The organism is Roseicella aerolata (assembly GCF_020523605.1).
In the GTDB taxonomy this organism is placed as follows: Bacteria; Pseudomonadota; Alphaproteobacteria; order Acetobacterales; family Acetobacteraceae; genus Paracraurococcus; species Paracraurococcus aerolatus.
Genome location: NZ_JAJAQI010000031.1, coordinates 20,405 through 42,092, shown reverse-complemented (window position 1 = coordinate 42,092; position 21,688 = coordinate 20,405). Strand labels below are relative to the sequence as shown.

The window sequence follows — 21,688 nt, the reverse complement described above, 5'->3', positions numbered from 1 at the left end:
GCATGAATGCTGGCGCCTTCACGCGGCCTCAGCCGCCGATGGTGGCTGTGCGTCACGATCCATGCCGTCCGGGATCAGAGGGCAATCCGGTAGGTCTCCGCCGCGGTGCCGGCGAGGATGCGGCGCTGGTCGGCCTCCGGCAGGCCGGCGATGATCGCCCGCATCCCGTCCATGATCTCGTCATAGCTGGCCAGCAGCCCGTCCACCGGGAAGTTGCTGGCGACCATGCAGCGTTCGGCGCCGAAGAGCCGGATCGCCTCCAGCACCACCGGCGCCTGCAACTCCGGCGTCCAGCGCCGGCCCGGCACGCAGCAGCCGGAGAGCTTCACACGGAGATTCGGCGCCTTGGCCAGCCGCGCCATCGCCTCGCGCCAGGCGGCAAGGCCCTCCGCGCTGCGATCGGCCGGCAGGCCGAGATGGTTGAGGATGATCAGCGTGCCGGGAAAGTCCCGCGCCAGTTCCAGCGCATCCGGCAGATGCCACCAGGGCGTCTGCAACTCGAAATGCAGGCCGCTATCCGCGAGATGGCGGTAGCCCGCGCGCCAGGCGGGGCAGCGGAGGGAGCCGGGGATGCGGTGCGCCGGGTCGTAATCCCCTGCCCGCGCCACGCTCTTCGGCTTGTGCCGCAGGCTGCGGACCAGCGGCATGGCGGCCTGGGCGCGGATCACCTCCGCGGCATCGGCGCGGTCGAGGAAGGCGGCGCCGGCCATCGCATTTGGCAGGCCCTCCCGCGCCGCGACCTCATGCACCCAGCGGGTCTCGCGCAGCGGGTCGGCCGGGTCGTGCTCGGCCTCCATATAGACCGTGGCGATGACATTCTGCCGCGCCGCATCGCGCCGGAGATCCGCCGGCAGGTAGTTCCGCCGCAGCGCGCGGGTATCGCCGTAGCGGAAAGGGATCGGCGGCTCTTCCTGCAACCAGGGGTGCCGGTTCGCCGCCAGGTCCCAGATGTGGTGGTGGGCGTCGATGATAGGCAGCATCACGGCGCGGCCCGATCGCCGGAGGGCACGGCCCGGAGGCGTGAATCGGGCCGCCAGGCACAAATCCGATCGTCGGAGGGCACGGCCCGGAGGCGTGAAGCGGCCCGCCAGGCACAGATCCGATCGCCGGAGGGCGCGGCCTGGGGGCGTGAAGCGGCCCGCCGGTCATCCATGCCGCCCTCCCCGAGGGCGAAGCCTCCTCCCGGCCCGGCCAGCCGCTTCGCAACGATCCCGGGCCCGAGGCAGCCCGGGTCGCCCGGCACCGGGGCGATGCGGGGCGCGGTCATGCGCGGCTCCGCCCGGTGCGGGCGGCGGGCGCGGCGGGCGATGCGGCGCATGGACGTCTCCTCGGGCGGTCCGGATCTCCGCCGGGCCTGCCGGGGGAGACTGCCCGGGCCGCGGGCGCTGTCAACCGGGCCGCCCCTCGCCGCCCCGCCCCGTCCGGCCCATACTGCCGGCAAGGCACCGCGGCGGCAGGCCCGCGGAGGGAGGAAACCGGATGTCCAGCAGGGCGCGGCCATGAGCGGGCCGGATCCCGAGACCATGCCCGCGGCCGCCCGGTCGCCCTTTTCCCAGCGCAGCTTCCGCTTCCAGTGGCCCGCCGACCTCGCCGTCTCCTGGGCCTTCGAGATGGAGACGCTGGTGCTCGGCTGGTATGTGCTGACCGAGACGGGATCCGTCCTCTGGCTCACCGCCTTCGGCGCCCTGCAATTCACCGGCACGCTGGTCTCGCCGCTCTTCGGGGTGGCGGGCGACCGGCTGGGGCACCGCACCGTGCTGGCCGCCATGCGCGCCGCCTATCTGCTGCTGGCCGCCTGCCTCGCCGCGCTCGCCCTGACGGGGCGGCTGCACCCGGCGGCGGTCTTCGTCATCGCCGCCCTGGCCGGGCTGGTGCGGCCCTCCGATATCGGGGTGCGCAACGCGCTGATCGGCGCGACCATGCCGCCGGCGCTGCTCGCCAGGGCCATGGGAGTGGCGCGGGTCAGCATGGATTCCGCCCGCATCGTCGGCGCCCTCGCCGGCGCCGGCCTCGTGACCCTGCTCGGCCTGGGGCCGGCCTATCTCGCGGTGGCCGGGCTCTACCTCGCCAGCCTGCTGCTCACCCTCGGCACGCGGGAGCCGCCGCGGATGGACGGGCCGCGCCTGCCGGCCTCGCTGCTCTCCACCTGGCGGGAGCTGGGGGAGGGCTTCGCCCATGCCCGCGCGACGCCGGCGCTGCTGGCGGCGCTCTGGCTGGCCTTCCTGGCGAATTTCGCCGCCTACCCGCTCTCCGGCGGGCTGCTGCCGCATGTGGCGCGGGATGTCTACGGGCTCGACCGCACCGGGCTCGGCACGCTCGTCGCCTGCTTCGCCGGCGGCGCGCTGCTCGGTTCCCTGCTGCTCAGCCTGCGCGGGGTGGGGGAGCGGCCGGCACGGGTGATGCTGCTGGCGGCCGGGGCCTGGTTCGGCCTGCTGCTGGCCTTCGCCCGGGTGGAGACGGCGCCGGCGGGCATGGCGCTGTTGCTGCTGGCCGGCTTCGCCCAGAGTCTCTGCATGGTGCCGATGTCGGTGCTGATCCTGCGCATCACCGCCGCCGCCTTCCGCGGCCGGATGATGGGGCTGCGGATACTGGCGATCTACGGCATGCCGGTCGGGCTGCTGCTGGCGGGCCCGGGCATCGCGCGGCTGGGCTTCGCCGCCACCGCTACGCTCTATGCCGGCTTCGGGCTGCTGGCGACCGCCGCGATCGCCTGGCGCTGGCGGCACGCGATCTGGCGGTAGAGCCCGCCCGGGCAGCGCTATCCCCACGGCTGCCGGACCTCCCCCGAGGCGGGCCGCGGCAGCAGCAGCGCCAGCACCAGGCCGCACAGGGCCGCCGCCAGGGCGAAGGCGGCGCCGAAGCCATGCAGGAAGGCCTCCGCCGGTCCCGCGCCCCCGGCGCGGGCGGCCGCCTGCCAGACCTCGAACCAGAGGGTGAGGAGGGAGGCCGCGCTGACGACGCCAAGGGTCCGGGTCATCATGGCCAGGCTGCCCGCCACGCCGCGGTCCTGCCGCGGCAGGGTGGCGGTGACGATCTCGGTATAGCCCACCTGCACCAGCCCCTGGCCGGCACCGTGCAGCAGCAGGGAGAGCAGGAGCAGCGCCGGCGGGCTGCCCGGCCCCCAGAGCGCGACCAGGCCAAGCCCCGCGCCGCTGAGCGCGACGCCGAGCTGCACCATCCGCCAGGCCGGCATGCGCGCCAGCAGCCAGCCGGCCGGCGCGGCGGCGAGCATCGTGCCGCCGGGCGAGGCCGCCAGCACCAGCCCGGCCAGCGCCGTCGGCAGCCCGGCGACGCCCGCGAGGTAGTAGGGCACGAGCAGCAGCACGGCGAAACCGGCCAGGTTCACCAGCGCATTGCCGGCATTCACCCGGGCGAAGCCGGGACGGCGGAAATGCGAGAGAGCGATGATCGGGCGGGGCGCGCTGCGGCTGCGCCGCAGGAAGCCGGCCAGCGCCGCGAGGAACAGTGCCGCCAGCGGCAGGGCCGCGACGCCGCCCTGCCCCAGATGGCGCGCCTGGTTCACCGCCAGCAGCAGGCTGCCGATCGCAAGCGCCAGCAGCACGGCACCCGGCAGGTCGAAGGGCTCGCGCGCCCCGGCAGGCGGCGGAGCCGGCAGTCCGCGCAGCAGCAACAGGGCGAGCAGGGCGATCGGGGCGCGGAACCAGAACACCGCCGGCCAGCCCCAGGCCGCCACCAGCGCCCCGCCGAGCAAGGGGCCGAGCACCCCGCCGGCGGCGAACATCAGCGCATAGAGGCCGAGCACCCGGCCGCGCTGCGCCTCCGGGAACAGGGCGGTGACCAGGGCCGGGCCGCAGCTGATGACCAGCGCCGCCGCCACCCCCTGCGCCACCCGGAAGCCCAGCAGCCACCCGTAGCTCGGCGAGGCGGCGCAGAGCAGCAGGGAGACCGCGCTGCCGGCCAGCCCCAGGCGGAAGACCAGCGCATGGCCGAAGATGTCACCCAGCCGGCCGATGCCCAGCATCAGGCTGCCATAGGTCAGCACATAGCAGACGACGACCCACTGGATCTCCGGCAATGCCAGGCCGAAATGCCGGGTGATCGGCGGGAAGGCGATGTTGAGCGCGGTGTCGAGCGGCACGACCAGCGTGCCGAAGCCGACCAGCAGAAGCCGCCACAACGCGCCGCCCCTCACCTGCCGGCCCGCCGGCGAGACCATCCGTTCCCCATGGCGCCAGTGTGGCGCGCCGGGCGGCCATGCCGGAAGAGGGGCCTGCGCCACATGCCGCGAGCGGGGCGTGAGCGCGGAGCCGTGCCTGACAACCGGGAGCGGGTTGTGGCATGGTCCGGCCATGCCCCGCAGGACCGAAGGCGCGCCGGCCAGGGCGCAGCGCCACCGCCACCATCCGGCCGGACGCGATGCCGATTGCGGGCAGCGCGGGGCCGCACGCCCGGCCGCGACGGTCCGGGGCGACCGCGCCGCGCGGCCCTGCCGTGTCACCACCCGCCGCGTGGCGGCCGGGGCCGCCCCGGCCCGTGGCGCGGCGCGTCCGGCGCCCTCCCGTCGCGGGCAGGACGCGCTTGCCGCACTGGCGCGCTTCGCCGCCACCCTGCGGCGCGGGGCGGCACGGGGGCCGGATGCCATCGGCACCGGACGGCGCATCGCGCCCGCCCTCTCCGCCCGGCGCTGATCCGGCATGCAGGACCGCTTCGACCTCCTCGTCATCGGCGGCGGCATCAACGGCGCGGGCATCGCGCGCGACGCCCAGGGCCGTGGCCTCTCGACCTGCCTGGTGGAGCGGGGCGACCTGGGCGGCGCCACCTCCTCCGCCTCCTCCAAGCTGATCCATGGCGGGCTGCGCTATCTCGAGCAGTACGAGTTCCGCCTGGTGCGGGAGGCGCTGGCGGAGCGCGAGGTGCTGCTGCGCATCGCGCCGCACATCGTCTGGCCGATGCGCTTCGTCCTGCCGCACCGGCCGGAGATGCGGCCGCGCTGGATGATCCGCGCCGGGCTCTTCCTCTACGACCACCTGGCGCGGCGCGTCAGCCTGCCGGGGGCGGAGGGCATCGCGCTGCGCCGCCACCCCTATGGCGCGCCGCTGCGGGAGGAGATCACCGACGCCTTCGCCTATTCCGATTGCTGGGTGGAGGACAGCCGGCTGGTCGTCCTCAATGCCCGCGACGCGGCGGCGCGCGGGGCGGCGGTGCTGGTGCGCACGGAATTCCTCGGGGCCGAGCGGGATGCCGGGGGTTGGACCTGCCGGCTGCGCGACGCCGCGGGCGGGGAGCGCCAAGTGCGGGCCCGCGCCCTGGTCAATGCCGCCGGCCCCTGGGTGATGCAGGCGCAGGCCGCCGCCCGGGCGACGGCGAGGGACCGGGTACGGCTGGTCCGCGGCAGCCATATCGTCCTGCCCGCGCTCTACCAGGGCGAGCAAGCCTATATCCTGCAGAACGATGACCGCCGCGTGGTCTTCGTCATCCCCTATGAGGGGCGCTTCTCCCTCATCGGCACCACGGACGTCCCGCATGCGGGCGATGCGCGGGAGGCGCGCTGCAGCCCGGAGGAGGCCGCCTATCTCTGCGCCGCGGTCGGGCGGCAATTCCGCCGCGCGCCCGACCCGTCCGAGGTCGTCTGGACCTATTCCGGCGTCCGGCCGCTGCATGACGACGGCGCCGACAACCCCTCCGCGGTCACCCGCGACTATGTGCTGAAGGCCGATGCGCCACCCGGCGCGGCGCCGCTGCTGACCGTCTATGGCGGCAAGATCACCACCTACCGGCGGCTGGCGGAGGAGGCGGTGGGGCGGATCGGCGCCGCGCTCGGCCGCGCCGGCACGCCCTGGACCGGGACGGCGCCGCTGCCGGGCGGGGAATTCGGCGGCTGCGACCTGCCGGGCTTCGAGGCAGAGGCGGCGCGCCGGCATCCCTGGCTGCCGCCCGCCATGCTGCGGCGCATGGTGCGGGCCTATGGGTCGGAGCTCGACGCGGTGCTGGACGGCGCGACCTCCCTCGCCGGCCTGGGCGAGGCCTTCGGCGCCGGCCTCACCGGGCGCGAGCTGGCCTGGCTGGTGGAGCGCGAATGGGCCCGGACGGCGGAGGATGTGCTGTGGCGGCGCTCCAGGCTCGGCCTGCACATGGATGCGGCCGGCCAGGCCAGGCTGCGCGCGGCGCTCGGCGAGGCGGCGGTCACGGCGGCGCGGTAGAGCAGATCGCGGATGGGCGTGAACGTCCGGAAGCGTGAAGCTGCTCGACATCAAGGAACGCCAGCGGACCGGCGTTCAGACAGGAACGCAATCCGCTGAAGCTCCGGCCCCCGGAAGCGGCGCAGCGGCCGCAGCCGCCACCGGGGATGACGGCCGCGCCCCGCTGCCCCCGGCGCGAGACCGGTTCAGCCGCCGTGCAGGACCTTGACGAGGGCCTTCGCCTTCTCCGCGACGGCGGCGGCGGTATCGCCCGGCTTGTAGAGCGAGGAGCCGATGCCGAATCCGGCCGCGCCCGCCGCGCACCAGGGCCCGATGGTCTCGGCCGCCATGCCGCCCACGGGCAGCACCGCCGTGCCCTTCGGCAGCACCGCCAGCAGCGCCCGCAGCACGGCGGGCGAAGCGGCCTCGGCCGGGAAGAGCTTCAGCGCATCGGCGCCGGCCGCGAGCAGCGAGAAGGCCTCGTCCGGGGTGAAGAAGCCGGGCACCGCCAGCAGCCGGTGGGCCTTCGCCACCCGCACCAGTTCCGGATCGGCATGCGGCGTCACCATCAGCTGGCCGCCGGCCGAGCAGATCTCGCTGACCTGCGCCGCGGTCATCACCGTGCCGGCGCCGACCAGTGCCCGGTCGCCGAAGTGATGCGCCAGGCGGCGGATGCTCTCGATCGGCTCGGGCGAGTTCAGCGGCACTTCCAGCACGGCGATGCCGGCCTTCACCAGCGCCTCCCCCACCGGCACCGCCTCCGCCGGCGTCACGCCGCGCAGGATGGCAACCAGCGGGCAGCGGGCGAGCCAATCGGTCAGCGTCAGGGCCATGGGATCGTCTCCGCGATGAGGGCGAGGCCGCGCGCCACGATGTCATCGGCATGGCGACGGTAGCCGAGGCCGTGTTCCGCGAAGGCCAGCGCATAGGCCCGGGCCAGGGTTTCGCTGCCGGCGAGGTGGATGGGCCCGGCCGGCGCGCCCTCCGCCAGCACCGCCTGCAACTCGTGCCCGATCAGCAGGCCGGAGAGGTAGCTGGCCGTATCGGCCGGCGCGAGATCGCCCAGGAGCCCGAGGGCACGGGTGCCGAAGAGGTGGTGGAGCAGCCCGCCCGGCTCCCGCGCGCGCCGGACGCCGCGCAGGAAGGCCGCGTCCGAGGCCGGCCCCGGCTCGGCGAGGCGGCCGAGGATGCTGTGCTGCAGCAGCACGGCGCGCGTCTCTCCGGTGAACTGGGTGGCGAAGCCGGCGATGCGGCCGCCCGCGAGCCGCGCCCATTTGCTGTGCGTGCCGGGCAGGCAGACCAGCGCCTCCGCCCCGCCCAGCACGGCCAGCAGGCCGACCAGCTTGGTCTCCTCGCCCCGCATCACATCCGGCACGCCGGCCGCGTCGCGGGCGGTGAGCCCTGGGACGAGGCGGCAGGTGGCGCCTTCGAAGGCCAGCGGCACGACGGCGGCGGCGATCTCGGCCGGGCCGGCGGGACAGGGCAGGTAGGGTGCCTCCTGCCAGCCCTGGCGGCTGCCGACCATGCCGCAGAGCAGCACGCGGGTCTCCCCCGCCGCCAGCCAGGGGCCGATGGCGGCGCGCAGCGCCTCGGGGAAGCCGCCGGACGGGACGGTGAGGATCCCGCCCTCGCGGTCCAGGCTGTCGAGGACGGCGCCCTGCGCATCGAGGCGGTAGGCGCGGAAGGAGGTGGTGCCCCAGTCGATGCCGATCATCGCGACGATCTGCGCCAAACGCCGGAGGCGCGCAATGCTCGAGGCGGATGCGGCGGCGGCGCCGGGCGCTGGACACCTCGCCCGCCACACCCGACACTCCCTGAAATGATCCTGGGAGGCTGCCACGGATGAAACGCCTGCTGCTCGCTGGCATCGCCGCGTTCGCCCTCGCGGCCATCCCTGCGCCCCCTGGCCAGGCGCACCTCCTGCTCTCCGCCAACGACAACAAGGTGGTGCTGGAGAACGGCGTGGTCCGGATCCTGCGGGAGCCGCAGCCCGACACCCTCTCGATCTTCGACCTCTCGGCCAGCCCGCCCGCGCTGCGGGCAGAGATCGCGGTGCCGGCCAGCGTGGTCGGCCCGCCCAATTCCGTCGCCATCACGCCGGATGAGCGCCTCGCGCTCGTCACCGCGAACCAGCGGCCCAACCCGGCCGAACCGGGCCGCCTCGTCCCCGGCAACACCATGGCGGTCATCGACCTCGCCGCCGCGCCGCCGCGCATCCTCGCCACGCTGCCGACCGGCGCAGGCCCCGCCGGCGTCTCCATCAACCGCGCCGGCAGCATGGCCCTCGTCGCCAACCGGGCGGAGGGCACGGTCAGCATCTTCCGCATCCACCATGGCCAGGTGACGCCGCATGGCAAGGTCGATATCGGCCCGGTCTCGGCCGAAGTGAGCCATGTCGCCTTCGCCCCGGACGGGCGCCATGCGCTCGTCACCCGCAACGGCGACCACATGCTGAACGTGCTGCAGATCGATGGCGAGCGGGTGGTGAAGCTGGACCGGGAGATCACCACGGGCGTCCGGCCCTATGGCCTCTCGGTCGCGCCCGATGGCCGCTGGGCGGTCGTCGCCAATCTCGGCCGCGGCACCGGCGATGCCGATACGGTCAGCCTAGTGGACCTGACGCGCGAGCCCTATCGCGTGGTGGACACGATCAGCGTCGGCCAGACGCCGGAAGGGGTCACGGCCAGCCCGGACGGGCGGCATGTGGCGGTGACGGTGATGAACGGCTCCAACAAGCCGAAGGACTCGCCCTTCCACGGCCCCGGCCTGGTGCGCCTGCTGCGGGTGGAGCAGATGCGCCTGACCATGGTCTCGGAGGCAAGGGTCGGCGCCTGGGCGCAGGGGGCCGCCTTCGCGCCGGATGGGCGGACCCTCTTCGTCGGCAACATGGTGGAGAAGGACATCTCCGTCCTGCGCGTCGGCGAGGATGGCCGGCTCTCGGAGGGCGGGCCGCGCCTCAGGGTCTCGGGCGGCTCGGCCGCGCTCGGCATCGTGCAGCGGGCGGGGCGGTAGGAGCCCCTTGGGGGCGAACCGCCGCCCCCCTGCCCCGGGCGCGTGGTCAGTCGTCCGGTTGACCGAAGCCCGCCCCACTCCTTAGCCTGCTAACGGAAACACCATCACGGTCCAGGAAAGGCATATCGTCATGGCCCATCGCGGCTTGCGTTTCGGCATCTTCCTCGCGCCCTTCCACCGGGTCGGGGACAACCCGACGCTGGCGCTCGGCCGCGACATGGAGCTGATCCAGTGGTTGGACCATCTGGGCTATGACGAAGCCTGGATCGGCGAGCACCACTCGGCGGGCTGGGAGATCATCGCCTCCCCCGAGATCTTCATGGGCGCGGCCTTCGAGCGCACCAGGCACATCAGGCTGGGCTCGGGCGTCACCAGCCTGCCCTACCACCACCCCTTCCTGGTCGCGCAGCGCTTCGTGCAGCTCGACCACATGTCCCGCGGCCGCGCCATGCTGGGCTGCGGCCCGGGCGCGCTGGTCTCGGATGCCTACATGATGGGCATCAAGGCCGAGGACCAGCGGCGCATGATGGATGAGAGCCTCGGCGCCATCATGCAGCTCCTCGCCTGCGAGGAGCCGGTCACCATGAAGACCGACTGGTTCGAGCTGAAGGAGGCGCGCCTCCACCTCGCCCCCTACACCTATCCGCGCTTCGACATCGCCGTCGCCTCGGCGACCACGCCCTCCGGCGTGCTGACCGCTGGCAAGCACGGCGTCGGCCTGCTGTCGCTCGGCGCCGGGCTGCCGGGCGGCAATGCCAAGCTGGCCGAGCACTGGCGCATGGGCGAGCGCGAGGCGGAGAAGCACGGCAAGACCATCCCGCGCGATGGCTGGCGCCTGGTGGTCAACATGCACTGCGCTGAGGAGGATGAGCGCGCCTTCCGCGAGGTGAAGCATGGGGAGCGGCGGGAGACGCTGTCCTATTTCAGCGAGACACTGGGCCGCCCGCCGATGCGGAGCGAGGACCCGCTGGGCGACGGGCTGAAGGCGGGCACCACCCTGGTGGGATCGCCCGATACCATCGCACGGGGCATCGAGCGGCTGCTGGAATACACGGAAGGCGGCGCCGGCGCGGTGCTGTTCCGCGCCCATGAATGGGCGAACCGGGAGGACACGCTGCGGTCCTACGAGCTGTTTGCCCGCTGGGTCATGCCGCGCTTCTAGGGCTCGCTCACCATGCCGCTGCAGAGCCGCGAATGGTGCAGCGAGAATCGCAGCGGCATCTTCGGCCCGAGCATGAACGCGCTGCGCAAGGCCTTCACCGATGCGGGGCAGGAGGTGCCGGACCACATGCGCATGCGGCTGCATACGGGGAAGGTCGAGCTCTGAGCGCGGCGGCGGGGGGATACCCTCCGCTGCCCCCGGTCCGGGCCGGAGCCCGGCCTGGACCGGCCCGGGTCAGCGGGCCGGCTGCACGGTCCCGAGGCCGCGGGCCCGCTCCGGCCGCGCCACCACCCGCTGCTCCGGCACCGCATGGGCATGCGCCACGCGCACCCGGCCCGGCGCCGGCAGGGGCGGCAGGCTGCTCGATAACAGCCGCCCGCCCTCCAGCCGCAGCACCCGGTCATGCCAGCGGGCGAGGCCCGGCCGGTGGCCGATCGAGACCAGCGTCGCCCCCGCCATCTCCTGCTCGAAAAGCCGCATGAGGCTCGCCTCCGCCGCCTCGTCCAGCGCCGAGGTCGCCTCGTCCAGCAGCACCCAGCGCGGGCTGTGCAGCAGCAGCCGGGCGAAGCCGAGGCGCTGCTGCTCCCCGAGCGAGAGGGTGCGATCCCAGCGCCCCACCTCCTCCAGCCGTCCGGCAAGCGCCGGCAGGCCGCAGCGCGTGAGCGCCGCCGCGATGGCCGCATCCCCGAACCGCCCGGCCTCCGCCGGGTAGCAGACCGCGGCGCGCAGCGTGCCGAGCGGCAGGTAGGGCCGCTGCGGCAGCAGCATGGTCTCCTCCCGCGCCGGCATGGCGATGCGGCCCTCGCCCCAGGGCCAGAGGCCGGCGGCGGCGCGGAACAGCGTGCTCTTGCCGCAGCCGCTCGCGCCCTGGATCAGCACGCGCTCGCCCGCGCCGATCCTGGCGCTCGCCTGGTCCAGCAGGATGCGGCCGGCGGGGTTGCGCAGCGTGATGCCCTCGAGCACCAGCGCCTCCGCCCCCGTCTCCAAGGTGATGCCGCCCTGCCGGCCGAGCGTGGCGGCGTCCTCCAGGCTGTCCTCCAGCGCCACGATCCGCTCGACATGGCTGCGCCAGTCCGCGATCTGCGGCCAGTGCTCCTGCAGCCAGGACAGCGCCTTCACCACCTCGGCGAAGGCCTGGCCGAGTTGGACCAGCACGCCGAGGCCGATGGCGCCGGCGAAGAAGCTCGGGCTGGCCAGCAGCAGCGGCACGGCGGCGGCGACCATGCCGTAGCCGGAGCCGATCCACATCAGGTGCCGCTCGCGCCGCAGCATCCGGTGCATCGCCCCGACCACCTGGCCGAAGGCGCCGTTCAGCCCGCGCGCCTCATCCGCGCCGCCGCCGATCATGGCGACCGCCTCGGCATTCTCGCGCAGGCGCAGAAGGGCGAAGCGGTGATCCGCCTCGGCCTGGTTGCGGGCCATGTGGATGCCGACCAGCGGCCGGCCGATGAGCCAGGTCAGGAGCGTGCCGCCGGCGGCATAGAGCACGGCGAGGCCGACCATGCCGCCCGGCAGCGCCAGCCCGCCGACCGAGACCGCCGAGGAGAGCGCCCAGAGCAGCCCGACGAAGGAGACCAGGTTGAGCACGGCGTAGAGCAGGCTGGTGCCGAGTTCGACCGCGATCGCCGTGGCCCAGCGGGTGTTCTCGCTGATGCGCTGGTCCGGGTTGTCGGCCGCGCCGGCCAGCAGGCCCATATGGTAGTTGCGGGCATCGCGGGCCCAGCGCCCCTGCAGGTCCTGCACCAGCCAGCGCCGCCAGGAGAGCGCCAGTATCTGCCGCGCCCAGAGCTGGGCGACCGCGAGCGCCATGGTGAGCAGGGCGAGCGCCGGGAAGATCCAGGCCTGCACGGCCATGACCGCCTGGTCACGCTTCTCCAGGGACGAGAAGAAGTCGCCGTGCCAGGCATTGACCCGGAGCGCGGTGCCGATCTGCGCCAGCGTCAGCACCAGCACCAGGGCGGTGAGGCCCCAGGCGAGGCGCCGCTCCTCGGAGCCGTACCAGCCGCGCGCCATGCGGAGGGTGCGGCGGAGGGCGCCTTGCCGGGGCTTCGGGGGTGAGCTCTGCGGGGAGCGGTCCGGATGGTCGCTGGCCAAATTCGACACTCCCCAAACGGTTGCCCTGGAATGGGAGGCAGTATACACGTCTACGTGAGGCCGCAACTCAAATGCGGCTGAAATGGGGCAGCAACAAGGCAAGTGTGGCAATCCTGCCAGGCGTTTCTGGCAGCGGCACGGGCGTCAGGCTGTGCCGGTGGTCACGCGGCGCCGCGGTTGCGCCTCGAGGGAGAGGCTCGGGCGGCGCTCCCGCCACCATGGCCATGCCCGGCACGGCATTCCCCGGCCCGGCCGGCGGCACGGAGCGCGGGAGGGCATCGCAGCTCCCCTCCCGCAACCCGCCTCAATCCGCGAGTTCGGGGATCACCCAGAGCGGCTTCTCGCCCCGCGCCACGCGCTGGCAATTGTCGAAGGCATTGCGGAAGCGCGCCTGCTGGTTGTCCCAGGTGGGCCCGGCGAAATGCGGCGTCAGCACCACATTCGGCAGGCGGAAGAGCGGGTTGTCCGCCGCCGGCGGCTCCTGGTCGAAGACATCGAGGCCGGCGCCGGCGATCCTGCCATCCGCCAGCGCCGCGACCAGCGCGGCCTCCTCCACCACCGGGCCGCGGCAGGTATTGATGAGATAGGCGGTCGGCTTCATCTGCGCGAGCTCGGGCGCCCCGATCATGTGGCGGGAGGCGGGCGTCAGCGGCACATGCAGGGAGACGATGTCGGAGCTGCGCAGGATCTCGCCCAGCAGCCGGAAGCGGATGGAGAGCGCATCCTCCTCGGCCTCCGAGACGCGGCGGATGTCGTAGTACTGCACCCGCATGCCGAAGGCATTGGCCAGCCGCGCCACCTTCTTCCCGATGGCGCCCAGCCCGACGATGCCGAGCGTCTTGTCGCGCAGCTCATACAGCCTGGTCCCCGCCAAGTCATTGCCGCGCCAGCGGCCGGCGGCGACGCTCGCATGCTGCCAGACGAGGCGGCGGCAGGTGGCGAGCATGAGCATGATCGCGTGTTCCGCCACGGCCGTGGAATTGGCGCCGCCATTGTTGCAGACGGGGATGCCGGCCGCCCGCGCCGCCGCGATATCCACCGTGTCATAGCCGGCCGAGAGAAGCTGGTAGAGCTTCAGCCCAGGCGCGGCGCGGTAGAATTCGGCGTCGATGGCGCGGTTGCCGAAGCCGACCAGGAAATCCGCCCTGGGTGCCGCCGCCCGGAATTCCGGGCTGCCGAGCGGCGCGATGACCAGCTCCATGCCGCGGGGCGCGAGCTCGCGCGCGATCTCCATCGCGGAGAGCGGATTGTCCATCATCAGGATGCGGGGCGCCATGCTCGTTTCCTCCGGGGCTCGTGCGGCGATGCTGCGGGAAGCGCCGGGGCCGTCAAGACCGGCGCCGGTCGGCCGGGGCTTCCGCCGCGCGGCGGCACGGGCTACCGCTGGCCCGGACAGCCGCCACGGAAGACGCCAAGCGCATAGCCGATTCCCCCGCCGAAGCCGGGCTGACGGTGCTCTCCACCCTCGGCGTGATGGAAGCGCTGCGGGCGCTGGCGCCGCGCTTCGAGCAGGAGACCGGGCTGCGCATCGCGGCCGATTTCGCCCCGACCCAGAGCCTTCTCGGCCGCATGGCAGCAGGCGAGACGGCGGATCTCGCCATCCTCACCGAGACGGCCATCGAGGCGCTGATGGCGCGCGGCCTGCTGCTGCCCGGCAGCCGCGTGGATCTGGCGCGCTCCTTCGTCGGGATCGCGGTCCGCGCGGGCGCGCCGCGGCCGGATATCGGCTCGGCCGCCGCCGTCACCCGGACGCTGCTGGCGGCGCGATCGATCGCCTATTCGCGGGCCGGTGCCAGCGGCATCTTCTTCGCCGACCTCATCCGCCGCCTCGGGATCGAGGCGGCGGTGAACGCCAAGGCGGTCATCATCCCGGAAGGCCTCACCGGCGCGCTCGTCGCCCGCGGCGAGGCGGAGCTGGCGGTGCAGCAGGTGAGCGAGCTGATGGCGGTGCCGGGGATCGACATCCTCGGCCGGCTGCCGGCCGAAATTGCCGGCATCACCACCTTCTCGGGCGGCGTCCTCGCCGGCGCGCGGCAGCCGGAGGCGGCGCGGGCGCTGCTGGCCTTCCTCGCCGCCCCGGCCCATCGCGCGACCTTCGCGGAAGGCGGGCTGGAGCCGGCCTTCTGATACCTGGCTCAGGACATGCTGACGCATGTCCTGCCTCGAACGCCGGCGGCCCTCCGGGCCTTGGCTTCGCGGCATCGGCCGCGGCGCGCAGTCGCGCGCCCGGCCCGCTCCGCGGGCCGCAGGCCGGGACGTCATGCGCCAAGCATGATACCAAAGGCTCCGATCATCGGCGCCGGCAGCGCGGGCTGGCGCCCGCGCCGGGGCCGCTCCGGGCACCCGACGAAGCTCCGCTTCGTTGGGGCCTCGGCTGTGGCCCGCCGCCAGTGCGGCGCTCCTGCCCGGATGCGGTCACGCAGCCGGGCCGCTGGCATGAACCGGCCCGCGCTCAGAACTCCAGCAGGTTGTCGCGGAACTGCGCATGCGCATAGGCCCGGCGCGCAAGGCCCCGGCGCTGCAGCGCCGGCACCAGCCCGTCGGCCACCTCGGCGATGGTGCGCCGGCTGACATCGGACATGGAGATCAGGAAGCCGTCGCCGCCCACCTCCTCCATGGCTTCCGCCATCTGCCCGGCCACCGCATCCGGCGTCCCCACCAGTTCGATGGAGCCGCTGCTGCCGCGATAGGCCAGCAGCGCCTCCCGCAGCGGCTTCTTGCCCGCCACGCGCCGGAAATCGTCCAGAGATTGCTGGTGGCCGTTGGTGCGCAGGTCCAGCGTATCCACCGGCGCATCCAGGTCGTATTTCGTGAAGTCGATATTGGTGATCTTGCCGAAGAAGGCGAGCAGCTGCGGCACCTGCTGCGCCGCCCGAGCCTTGCGCGCGGCGAGCCGCGCCCGTGCTTCCTCCATGGTCTCGCCCAGGCAGGGATTGACCAGGTAGAGCAGCTTCACATGATCCGGGTTGCGGCCCGCCGCCGCGGCGCGGGCGCGGACATCCTCGCGATAGGCCTTCATCGCCGCCGTGCCCTTCATGCTGGCGACGATGGTATCGGCATGCTGCGCGGCGAATTGCCTGCCGCGCGGGCTGCCGCCGGCCTGGGCGATCACCGGCCTGCCCTGCGGGCAGGGGCCGGAATTGAGTGGCCCATGGGTGCGGTACCAGCGCCCCTCGAAATCGACGGCATGCACCCTGGTGTGGTCCACCAGCACGCCGCTCGCCTCATCCGCCAGGATCGCCCCCGGCTCCCAGGAATCCCAGAGGCCGTTCACCACCTGCATGTACTCATCCGCCATGTCGTAGCGCAGGTCGTGCTCCGGCAGGCGATCGAGCCCGTAATTGCGCGCCGCCACGTCGGAGCTGCCGGTCACCATGTTCCAGCCGATGCGGCCGGCGCTGACCTGGTCGAGCGAGGCGATCATCCGCGCCAGCAGATAGGGCGGATGGGTGAAGGTGGCGAAGGTGGGCACGATGCCGATGCGCGTCGTCGCGGCCGCCATCAGCGTCGCGGTGATGGCTGGGTCCTGCCGTGGCACGGCGATGCCGTGCTTCAGATAGACCTCGGTGGAGCCGCCGAAGCTCTCGCCCACATAGGAGCTGTCCTCGATCAGGATGTAGTCGAAGCAGGCGCGCTCCAGCGCGCGGGCCATGTCGCAGAACAGGTCCGGCACCATCCAGTCGCGGCCGATGGCGCCGGTCCAGGGCTCCGCCCAGGCCTGGACGGAGGAGCCCTGCAGGAACCAGCCGAGGTGGAAGGGTTTCATCGTTCCGCTCCGCGCATCCGGGGACTGGCGCGGAGGCTAGCACGCGACATGCCAGGATGGGGTCTCAGCCGGCCCGGCCGGCGCCGCCCCTCCGCGCCGCCATCATGTGCCCCGGGCAGGCCCCTGCCGCGCGGCATCCGGCCAGAAGCGCACCCCGGCCCGCGCCAGCCCGCCGCCGAGGCCGATCGCCGTGCCATCCGCCCGCCAGCAGGCCGCCCCTTCCAGCAGCCCGTCCGGGTGGAAGCCGATGGCGCACATCCCGCCCGCCACATGCGGCAGCGCGACGACATCATGGCCAAGCGCGCGCAGCCCGTCCCGCGTCGCGGCGGAGAGGCCCGCCTCCACCTCCAGCGGCCCCTGCGCCCCCGGGCCCTGGGTCCAGATGCGCGGTGCCTCCACCGCCTCCTGCAGGCTCATCCCGTGGTCGAGGATGTTGATCAGCGCCTGCATGGCGGAACCGAAGATGCGCAGGCCCCCGGGCAGGCCGAGGGCGAGGATGGGCCTGCCGTCCCGCAGCGCGACCAGGGGCGCCTGGCTGGTGGAGATGCGCTTGCCCGGCGCGATGGAGAGCGCATGGCCCGGCCGCGGGTCGAACAGCGCCATGTAGTTGTTCGGGATCAGCCCAAGCTCGGGGACCAGGAAGCGGGCGCCGAACAGGCTGTTGATGGTATGCGTGGCGCAGAGGATGTGCCCCTCGGCATCCGCGACGGTCAGGTGGGTGGTGTTGGGGCTTTCCCCGGCCGCCGGCACGCCCGCCTGCCAGGCCCTGGCGCGGCCGCGGTCGATCAGGGCGCGGCGCTCCTGCGCATAGGAGGCCGACAGCAGCCGGGCGACCGGGACATCGACGAAATCCGGATCGGCGGTCGCGGCCGCGCGGTCGGCAAAGGCGATCTTCAGCGCCTCGGCGATCAGGTGGCAGCTCTCCGGCGTGCCATAGCCGAGCGCCTGCAGGTCGAAGCCCTCCAGGATGTTCAGCATCTGGAGGACATGCACGCCGCCCGAGGAAGGCGGTGGCGGCCCCACCACCTCGACGCCCCGGTAGGTGCCGCGCACCGGGGCACGCTCGATCAGCCGCGCGTCGCGCAGATCCGCCTCGCCCAGCAGCCCGCCGCGGCGGGCGATGTCGGCCGCGACCGCGGCGCCGAGAGCGCCGCCATGCAGCGCGCCGGGCCCTTCCTGCGCGATGGCGGCCAGCGTCTCGGCCTGTCCCGGGATCACCAGCCGCTCGCCCGCGCGGAGCGGCGTGCCGCCCGGCAGCAGCACCGCCGCGATGGCGGGGTCGCGCGACAGGTCCCCGGCCGCCTCCGCGATGCATTCGGCGAGGTAGGGGGTGACGGCGAAGCCGCGCCTGGCCAGGCGGATGGCGGGCGCCATGACATCCGCGAGGAAGAGCCGCCCATGGCGCCGCAGCGCCTCGCACCAGGCCAGCAGGTTGCCTGGCACGGCGACGGATTTCGGCCCGACCGCATTCTCCCGCCCCACCGTCTCCAGCGCCGCCGGCCAGTCCTGGCTGACGGGGGTGAACATGTCGGGCCGCCCCGCGGCGGGCACGGTGGAAAGCCCGTCCAGCACGGTATGCCTGCCGTCCGGCAGGCGGAGATGGGCCATGCCGCCGCCGAGCAGGCCCACCATCATCGGCTCGACCACCGTCAGGGCGAAGAGCGCGGCGATGCCGGCATCCACCGCGTTGCCGCCCTCGGCCAGCATCTCCGCCCCGGCGGCGGAGGCGAGCGGATGGTTGGTGACCACCATGCCGCGGCTGCCGGTGGCGGGGTGCTTCTCCGGCGCGAAGACGGTGCCGGCGCGGCTGCGCCACCCGGTTGCGGTCATGCGGTTCCCCCCTGCGATGCGCCAGGAGCCTCGCGCCGCGCGGCCGGGTGCGCAAGACGGGTGCGTGGCCTCCGCCCGGCGAGGGCGTGCGGCGGATTGGCCTTCGGTCCTGGACGCGATCCGCTATAGCCTCGGCCGGCTCGCTGCAGGAGCCCGCCCGTGCCGCATCCCCTGCCCCGCCGCGAGGCGATTGCCGCCCTCGTTGCCGCCCCTCTCCTCTCCCAGGCCCATGCGCAGAATCGGAGCCCGACCATGGCCGGCATCACCCCCGATCCCGCCACCGACATCCTCGGCATCGTCGATGTCCAGCCCACCTTCATGCCGGGCGGCGAGTTGCCGGTGCAGGATGGCGACGCGGTGGTGCCGGTGATCAACCGGCTGCTCGCCGGCCCCTTCCTGCATGCCTTCGCGACGCAGGACTGGCATCCAGCCGGGCATTCCTCCTTCGCCTCCTCGCATCCCGGGAAGCAGCCCTTCGAGACGATCGAGATGCCCTATGGCCCGCAGACGCTCTGGCCGGACCACGGCATCCAGGGCAGCCCCAGTGCGCAACTCCACAAGAACCTGGCGCAGGCGCGGATCGAACTGGTCGTGCGCAAGGGGTTCCACCGCGAGATCGACAGCTACTCCACCTTCTTCGAGAACGATCGGCGGACGACGACGGGCCTGCATGGCTGGCTGCAGGCGCGCGGGATGAGACGGCTGTTCCTGGCCGGGCTCGCCACGGATTACTGCGTGGCCTGGTCGGCGGAGGATGCGGTGAAGCTCGGCTACGCCGTCTTCGTCATCGAGGATGCCTGCCGCGGCATCGGCCTGCCGGCGGAGGGCGGCACCACCATCGACGCGGCGAAGCGCCGGCTGACGGCGGCGGGCGTGCAGTTCGTCACCTCGGCCGCCTTTGCCTAGAGCGGATCGCGGAGGGGCGTGAACTCCGAGGCGCGTGAATCCGCCCGAGAGACAATAGAGCCGCAGCGGATGGGCGGTCAGACATGAACGCCATCCGCTGTGGCGGCCGCTGCGCGGAGGGCCGGGATCGGCCATCCGGCGGCGGGCGGCGCCCGCCGCGGCCTCACCGCCGCGTCACGCAGCCATCCCGCAGATAGGCGGCCTCGGCCGCCGTCAGGGGCTGCCCCAGCTGGTAGCGGTACAGCGCCTGGCTGCAGGCCCGGTCGATGCGCTCGCGCGGCTGGCTGGCTCTCTGCACGGGCGCCTTCGGCGCCTCGGGCGGCAGGGGCAACTCGTCCGGGACGGCCTCGGCCGGCTCGATCGGGTCCGCGCCGGCGGCATCCTGCGCCTCTGCGCTGGCCGGGGCGGCGGCCGGCGGCGGCACCGCCGCCTCGATGACCGGCTGGGGCGCGGGTGGGGGCGGCGACACGGCCGGCTCCGGCGCGGCCATGGCCTGTTCCGGCCGTATCGCCTCGCCGGGCGGTGACGGCGTGGCCGTCGGCATGGCAACCGGCAGCGGCGCCGGCATGGTGGCCAGGCCGGCCGAGGCGGGGCCAGACGGTGGCGCCTCGCCCGAGAGCAGCGCCATCCCGCTCGCCAGACCCAGGGCGAAGGTCGCGGCGAAGCCGAGCACCAGGCCGAGGCGCCCGCGCCAGGGCCGGCGGGGCGGCGCGGCATCCTCCTCCTCATCCAGCGGCACGGCGACGGGCACCAGTGGTCTGGGCCCGCGTGGGGCGGCACCCGGCACCTCCCAGGCCCCGTCCTCGGCCAGCGCCGAGCGCGCGGCGGCGATCCAGGCGCCCCTGCCCGGCACCGTCAGCGGCGGCAGTTCGGAAAAGCCCTCGGCCATGATGCCCGGCAGCGATCGCCAGGCGGCCAGTTCGATCCGGCCATGCCAGACCGGGAGATAGCCCGGGAAGGCCGGCCAGAAATTCGCCGCGCCCAGGGCGCGCCGCAGCCTCGCCTCGGCATTCGGCGTGACGTCCGGCGCCACATCCACCAGGGCGATTCCGGTCGTCGGATGCGCAAGCGCGTAGCAGCCGGTCGGGTAGCTTGCCGGCCCCGCGGCACCGGTGCGGCAGCGGCCCAGCATCGCCCAGCCTTCGGGCAGCGCCCGCAGCAAGCCGGCCGAGCCCTGCACGGGATCCTGCGCCGGCGCTTCCCGCCACGCGCCCCTTGGGTGCAGCCCTGCCTCCTCGTCCACCTGCCGCCTCCCCCGATTGCTTCTCTTTGCTTAGGGAACGGAGGCAGGACAGGGTGGTTGCAATCCCGTGATTGCATACGGTTCAACAAGTCCTGGTGCAGCACGTCCCCAGGACGAAAGCGTAGGGTTGTGGACCGGGCCGCCAATGCGCCCGCAACGCTACAGATCGGCGCGCCAGATCCACAGGCCGATCAATCCGCTGACCACCGCGCCAATGGCCAGGGAGGCGACTCCTGCCGCGCCGAGATCGCGCGCGAGCACGACCCACAGCACGAAGACGCCGATCGCCACCGCGATGCCGCCGAAGAGCGAGGCGCGGGAGGTCTTGATGCCGCCGCCATCGAGCGGCGTGAGCGCGGCCATGGGTGCTACTCCGCCGCCATGACCGGCCCGCGCGCCTTCGGCGCACCGGCCTGCGGATCATCGAGGGTGTTGCGCACGCGCTTGAGGTCGCCGCGCACGAAGCGGGAATCATAGCCGTTCAGCAGGTGGCCGAGCAGCCCGCGCTTCAGGTCGCTGGTGGCGAACAGCCAGTCGGCGATCGGATAGGTCAGGTTGAAATTCCGCTCCATCATGATCGCCGTATTGTGGTGCGCGGCATGGTGGCGGCGGATGGTGTTGATGAAGGGAATGTGCCGGACGATCCGGTCATCCTTCACATGGCAGCAGAAATGGAAGAATTCGTAGTTCAGGTAGAGCGCGGTATTGGTGATCAGCAGCAGCCAGCCGGCATCCGGGAAGCCCGCCAGGTTCAGCAGCCAGGCCGGCACCAGCGACATCGCAAGGAAGGTGATCAGCGCATAGGGCGGGAAGAACACGATGCGGAAGTCGCGCGTGTCGTCGATGGTGTACTCGTTCTCCGTGAAGAACTGGTGATGCGCCAGGGTGTGCCGCTTGTAGATGCCCATCAGGCCCTTCAGCGGCCGGTGCATGACGTACTTGTGGATCCACCATTCGAAGATGTTGGCGGTGACGAAGGCCACGGGCACCACCAGCCACTCGTACCAGGCGGGGGAGCCGATCTGCCGCGCGCAGTACCAGATGGCGGCGCCGCCGATGGCGTAGATCAGCGCGACATGCGCCCAGCCATGATAGAGCGCGCCGATCTTCGCCCGGAAATCGGCGCGGAAGGCCTGTTGCCGGCGGGAGAGGCGCTCCCGCTTCAGCGCGGCCGTCGCATTCGTCGCGGTGCCGTCCATGGCGCCCGTCTCCCTGCCCTTGCGTGGCGCTGACATATCAGCCGCGCGTCAGCGGGGTCAAGGCGGCATTGCCGGCGCGGCGCGGAGGCGGCGGCCCGGGGCTCCTTCCCGAACGCCATGCGCAACGGGCCGTGACCCTCGCGGGATCCGCGGGCCCGGGCGTTCACGCCTCCTCGGCGATCCGCGCCCGGGCCAACCTCGCCTGAATGGATGCATCCCGGCGGCGCGAACTGCCGGCCCGGACATTGGCCGGACCGCCGGACGCAGCACCAGGCGCCTCCGGCGGATGGCCTGCGGCTCGGACGCCGATCCGCCCTGCCCCGTCTTCCTCAAATG

General features: G+C 73.4%; 19 protein-coding genes. 8 read left to right on the top strand and 11 right to left on the bottom strand.

Annotation, left to right across the window (positions count from 1 at the left end; translation table 11 throughout):
- Positions 1 to 74 precede the first annotated feature (74 nt).
- A complete protein-coding gene (locus LHA35_RS18785; protein WP_226610896.1) occupies positions 75 to 980 on the bottom strand; it encodes an amidohydrolase family protein in 906 nt (301 codons plus the stop codon).
- A 519-nt stretch (positions 981 to 1,499) separates the two neighbouring features.
- Here LHA35_RS18785 and LHA35_RS18780 point away from each other — a divergent pair.
- Positions 1,500 to 2,741 carry an MFS transporter gene (locus tag LHA35_RS18780; protein ID WP_226610894.1) on the top strand — a complete coding sequence of 414 codons (1,242 nt, stop codon included), beginning with the start codon at positions 1,500 to 1,502 and terminating at the stop codon, positions 2,739 to 2,741.
- Between the two features lie 17 nt (positions 2,742 to 2,758).
- Here LHA35_RS18780 and LHA35_RS18775 read toward each other — a convergent pair whose 3' ends face one another.
- Positions 2,759 to 4,138: an MFS transporter gene (locus LHA35_RS18775; RefSeq protein ID WP_226610892.1), complete on the bottom strand. Its 1,380-nt coding sequence runs from the start codon at positions 4,136 to 4,138 to the stop codon at positions 2,759 to 2,761.
- Positions 4,139 to 4,310: 172 nt separating this feature from the next.
- Here LHA35_RS18775 and LHA35_RS18770 point away from each other — a divergent pair, with 172 nt between their 5' ends.
- The gene (locus tag LHA35_RS18770; RefSeq protein ID WP_226610890.1) at positions 4,311 to 4,649 is read left to right on the top strand and encodes a hypothetical protein; all 339 of its coding nucleotides are present in this window, start codon (positions 4,311 to 4,313) and stop codon (positions 4,647 to 4,649) included.
- Positions 4,650 to 4,655: 6 nt separating this feature from the next.
- A complete protein-coding gene (gene glpD, locus LHA35_RS18765) occupies positions 4,656 to 6,161 on the top strand; it encodes a glycerol-3-phosphate dehydrogenase (RefSeq protein WP_226610888.1) in 1,506 nt (501 codons plus the stop codon).
- Positions 6,162 to 6,346: 185 nt separating this feature from the next.
- Here glpD and LHA35_RS18760 read toward each other — a convergent pair whose 3' ends face one another.
- Both LHA35_RS18760 and LHA35_RS18755 read right to left on the bottom strand, forming a co-directional pair.
- Positions 6,347 to 6,973 (bottom strand): 2-dehydro-3-deoxy-6-phosphogalactonate aldolase, encoded by a 627-nt coding sequence (locus LHA35_RS18760; RefSeq protein WP_226610886.1) that lies wholly within the window; start codon positions 6,971 to 6,973, stop codon positions 6,347 to 6,349.
- Entirely contained in the window at positions 6,964 to 7,854 is an 891-nt protein-coding gene (locus tag LHA35_RS18755) for a 2-dehydro-3-deoxygalactonokinase (protein ID WP_226610884.1), read from the bottom strand. Before LHA35_RS18755 ends, LHA35_RS18760 begins: the two co-directional genes overlap by 10 nt.
- A gap of 128 nt (positions 7,855 to 7,982) precedes the next feature.
- Between LHA35_RS18755 and LHA35_RS18750 the strand changes: the two genes are divergently transcribed.
- The 3 genes from LHA35_RS18750 (at position 7,983) to LHA35_RS18740 (ending at position 10,479) form a co-directional block, all read left to right on the top strand.
- A complete protein-coding gene (locus tag LHA35_RS18750; protein ID WP_226610882.1) occupies positions 7,983 to 9,152 on the top strand; it encodes a YncE family protein in 1,170 nt (389 codons plus the stop codon).
- A 130-nt stretch (positions 9,153 to 9,282) separates the two neighbouring features.
- Positions 9,283 to 10,314 carry an LLM class flavin-dependent oxidoreductase gene (locus LHA35_RS18745; RefSeq protein WP_226610880.1) on the top strand — a complete coding sequence of 344 codons (1,032 nt, stop codon included), beginning with the start codon at positions 9,283 to 9,285 and terminating at the stop codon, positions 10,312 to 10,314.
- A gap of 12 nt (positions 10,315 to 10,326) precedes the next feature.
- Positions 10,327 to 10,479: a hypothetical protein gene (locus LHA35_RS18740; RefSeq protein ID WP_226610878.1), complete on the top strand. Its 153-nt coding sequence runs from the start codon at positions 10,327 to 10,329 to the stop codon at positions 10,477 to 10,479.
- A 69-nt stretch (positions 10,480 to 10,548) separates the two neighbouring features.
- Here the strand turns inward: LHA35_RS18740 and LHA35_RS18735 are convergent, their stop codons facing one another.
- Both LHA35_RS18735 and LHA35_RS18730 read right to left on the bottom strand, forming a co-directional pair.
- Complete coding sequence (locus LHA35_RS18735; protein WP_226610876.1) at positions 10,549 to 12,327, bottom strand: ABC transporter ATP-binding protein/permease; 1,779 nt, start codon at positions 12,325 to 12,327, stop codon at positions 10,549 to 10,551.
- 385 nt (positions 12,328 to 12,712) lie between these two features.
- Positions 12,713 to 13,684 carry a 2-hydroxyacid dehydrogenase gene (locus tag LHA35_RS18730; RefSeq protein WP_226610874.1) on the bottom strand — a complete coding sequence of 324 codons (972 nt, stop codon included), beginning with the start codon at positions 13,682 to 13,684 and terminating at the stop codon, positions 12,713 to 12,715.
- A gap of 176 nt (positions 13,685 to 13,860) precedes the next feature.
- Here LHA35_RS18730 and LHA35_RS18725 point away from each other — a divergent pair, with 176 nt between their 5' ends.
- Entirely contained in the window at positions 13,861 to 14,535 is a 675-nt protein-coding gene (locus LHA35_RS18725) for a substrate-binding domain-containing protein (protein ID WP_338050923.1), read from the top strand.
- 325 nt (positions 14,536 to 14,860) lie between these two features.
- On the opposite strand, the gene LHA35_RS18720 is transcribed toward LHA35_RS18725, so the two are convergent.
- Positions 14,861 to 16,174: an NtaA/DmoA family FMN-dependent monooxygenase gene (locus LHA35_RS18720; RefSeq protein WP_226610869.1), complete on the bottom strand. Its 1,314-nt coding sequence runs from the start codon at positions 16,172 to 16,174 to the stop codon at positions 14,861 to 14,863.
- Between the two features lie 102 nt (positions 16,175 to 16,276).
- Positions 16,277 to 18,004: a gamma-glutamyltransferase gene (ggt, locus tag LHA35_RS18715; protein ID WP_226610867.1), complete on the bottom strand. Its 1,728-nt coding sequence runs from the start codon at positions 18,002 to 18,004 to the stop codon at positions 16,277 to 16,279.
- Between the two features lie 159 nt (positions 18,005 to 18,163).
- Here ggt and pncA point away from each other — a divergent pair, with 159 nt between their 5' ends.
- On the top strand, positions 18,164 to 18,910 hold the full coding sequence (gene pncA / locus LHA35_RS18710) for a bifunctional nicotinamidase/pyrazinamidase (RefSeq protein ID WP_338050922.1): 747 nt from the start codon (positions 18,164 to 18,166) through the stop codon (positions 18,908 to 18,910).
- Positions 18,911 to 19,073: 163 nt separating this feature from the next.
- On the opposite strand, the gene LHA35_RS18705 is transcribed toward pncA, so the two are convergent.
- The 3 genes from LHA35_RS18705 to LHA35_RS18695 form a co-directional block, all read right to left on the bottom strand.
- Positions 19,074 to 20,153: a hypothetical protein gene (locus LHA35_RS18705; RefSeq protein ID WP_226610865.1), complete on the bottom strand. Its 1,080-nt coding sequence runs from the start codon at positions 20,151 to 20,153 to the stop codon at positions 19,074 to 19,076.
- A gap of 159 nt (positions 20,154 to 20,312) precedes the next feature.
- Positions 20,313 to 20,516, bottom strand: coding sequence for a hypothetical protein (locus tag LHA35_RS18700; protein WP_226610863.1), 204 nt, complete (start codon positions 20,514 to 20,516; stop codon positions 20,313 to 20,315).
- 5 nt (positions 20,517 to 20,521) lie between these two features.
- On the bottom strand, positions 20,522 to 21,388 hold the full coding sequence (locus tag LHA35_RS18695; protein WP_226610860.1) for a sterol desaturase family protein: 867 nt from the start codon (positions 21,386 to 21,388) through the stop codon (positions 20,522 to 20,524).
- Between the last annotated feature and the right edge of the window lie 300 nt (positions 21,389 to 21,688).

Excerpts from the sequence above, each read along its gene's own strand:
- LHA35_RS18720 (WP_226610869.1), bottom strand. The coding sequence starts at position 16,174 with ATGAAACCCTTCCACCTCGGCTGGTTCCTGCAGGGCTCCTCCGTCCAG.
- LHA35_RS18735 (WP_226610876.1), bottom strand. The coding sequence starts at position 12,327 with ATGGCGCGCGGCTGGTACGGCTCCGAGGAGCGGCGCCTCGCCTGGGGC.
- glpD (WP_226610888.1), top strand. The coding sequence starts at position 4,656 with ATGCAGGACCGCTTCGACCTCCTCGTCATCGGCGGCGGCATCAACGGC.
- LHA35_RS18700 (WP_226610863.1), bottom strand. The coding sequence starts at position 20,516 with ATGGCCGCGCTCACGCCGCTCGATGGCGGCGGCATCAAGACCTCCCGC.
- LHA35_RS18730 (WP_226610874.1), bottom strand. The coding sequence starts at position 13,684 with ATGGCGCCCCGCATCCTGATGATGGACAATCCGCTCTCCGCGATGGAG.
- LHA35_RS18695 (WP_226610860.1), bottom strand. The coding sequence starts at position 21,388 with ATGTCAGCGCCACGCAAGGGCAGGGAGACGGGCGCCATGGACGGCACC.
- LHA35_RS18740 (WP_226610878.1), top strand. The coding sequence starts at position 10,327 with ATGCCGCTGCAGAGCCGCGAATGGTGCAGCGAGAATCGCAGCGGCATC.
- LHA35_RS18785 (WP_226610896.1), bottom strand. The coding sequence starts at position 980 with ATGCTGCCTATCATCGACGCCCACCACCACATCTGGGACCTGGCGGCG.
- LHA35_RS18750 (WP_226610882.1), top strand. The coding sequence starts at position 7,983 with ATGAAACGCCTGCTGCTCGCTGGCATCGCCGCGTTCGCCCTCGCGGCC.
- LHA35_RS18745 (WP_226610880.1), top strand. The coding sequence starts at position 9,283 with ATGGCCCATCGCGGCTTGCGTTTCGGCATCTTCCTCGCGCCCTTCCAC.
- LHA35_RS18755 (WP_226610884.1), bottom strand. The coding sequence starts at position 7,854 with ATGATCGGCATCGACTGGGGCACCACCTCCTTCCGCGCCTACCGCCTC.
- ggt (WP_226610867.1), bottom strand. The coding sequence starts at position 18,004 with ATGACCGCAACCGGGTGGCGCAGCCGCGCCGGCACCGTCTTCGCGCCG.
- LHA35_RS18770 (WP_226610890.1), top strand. The coding sequence starts at position 4,311 with ATGCCCCGCAGGACCGAAGGCGCGCCGGCCAGGGCGCAGCGCCACCGC.
- LHA35_RS18780 (WP_226610894.1), top strand. The coding sequence starts at position 1,500 with ATGAGCGGGCCGGATCCCGAGACCATGCCCGCGGCCGCCCGGTCGCCC.
- LHA35_RS18760 (WP_226610886.1), bottom strand. The coding sequence starts at position 6,973 with ATGGCCCTGACGCTGACCGATTGGCTCGCCCGCTGCCCGCTGGTTGCC.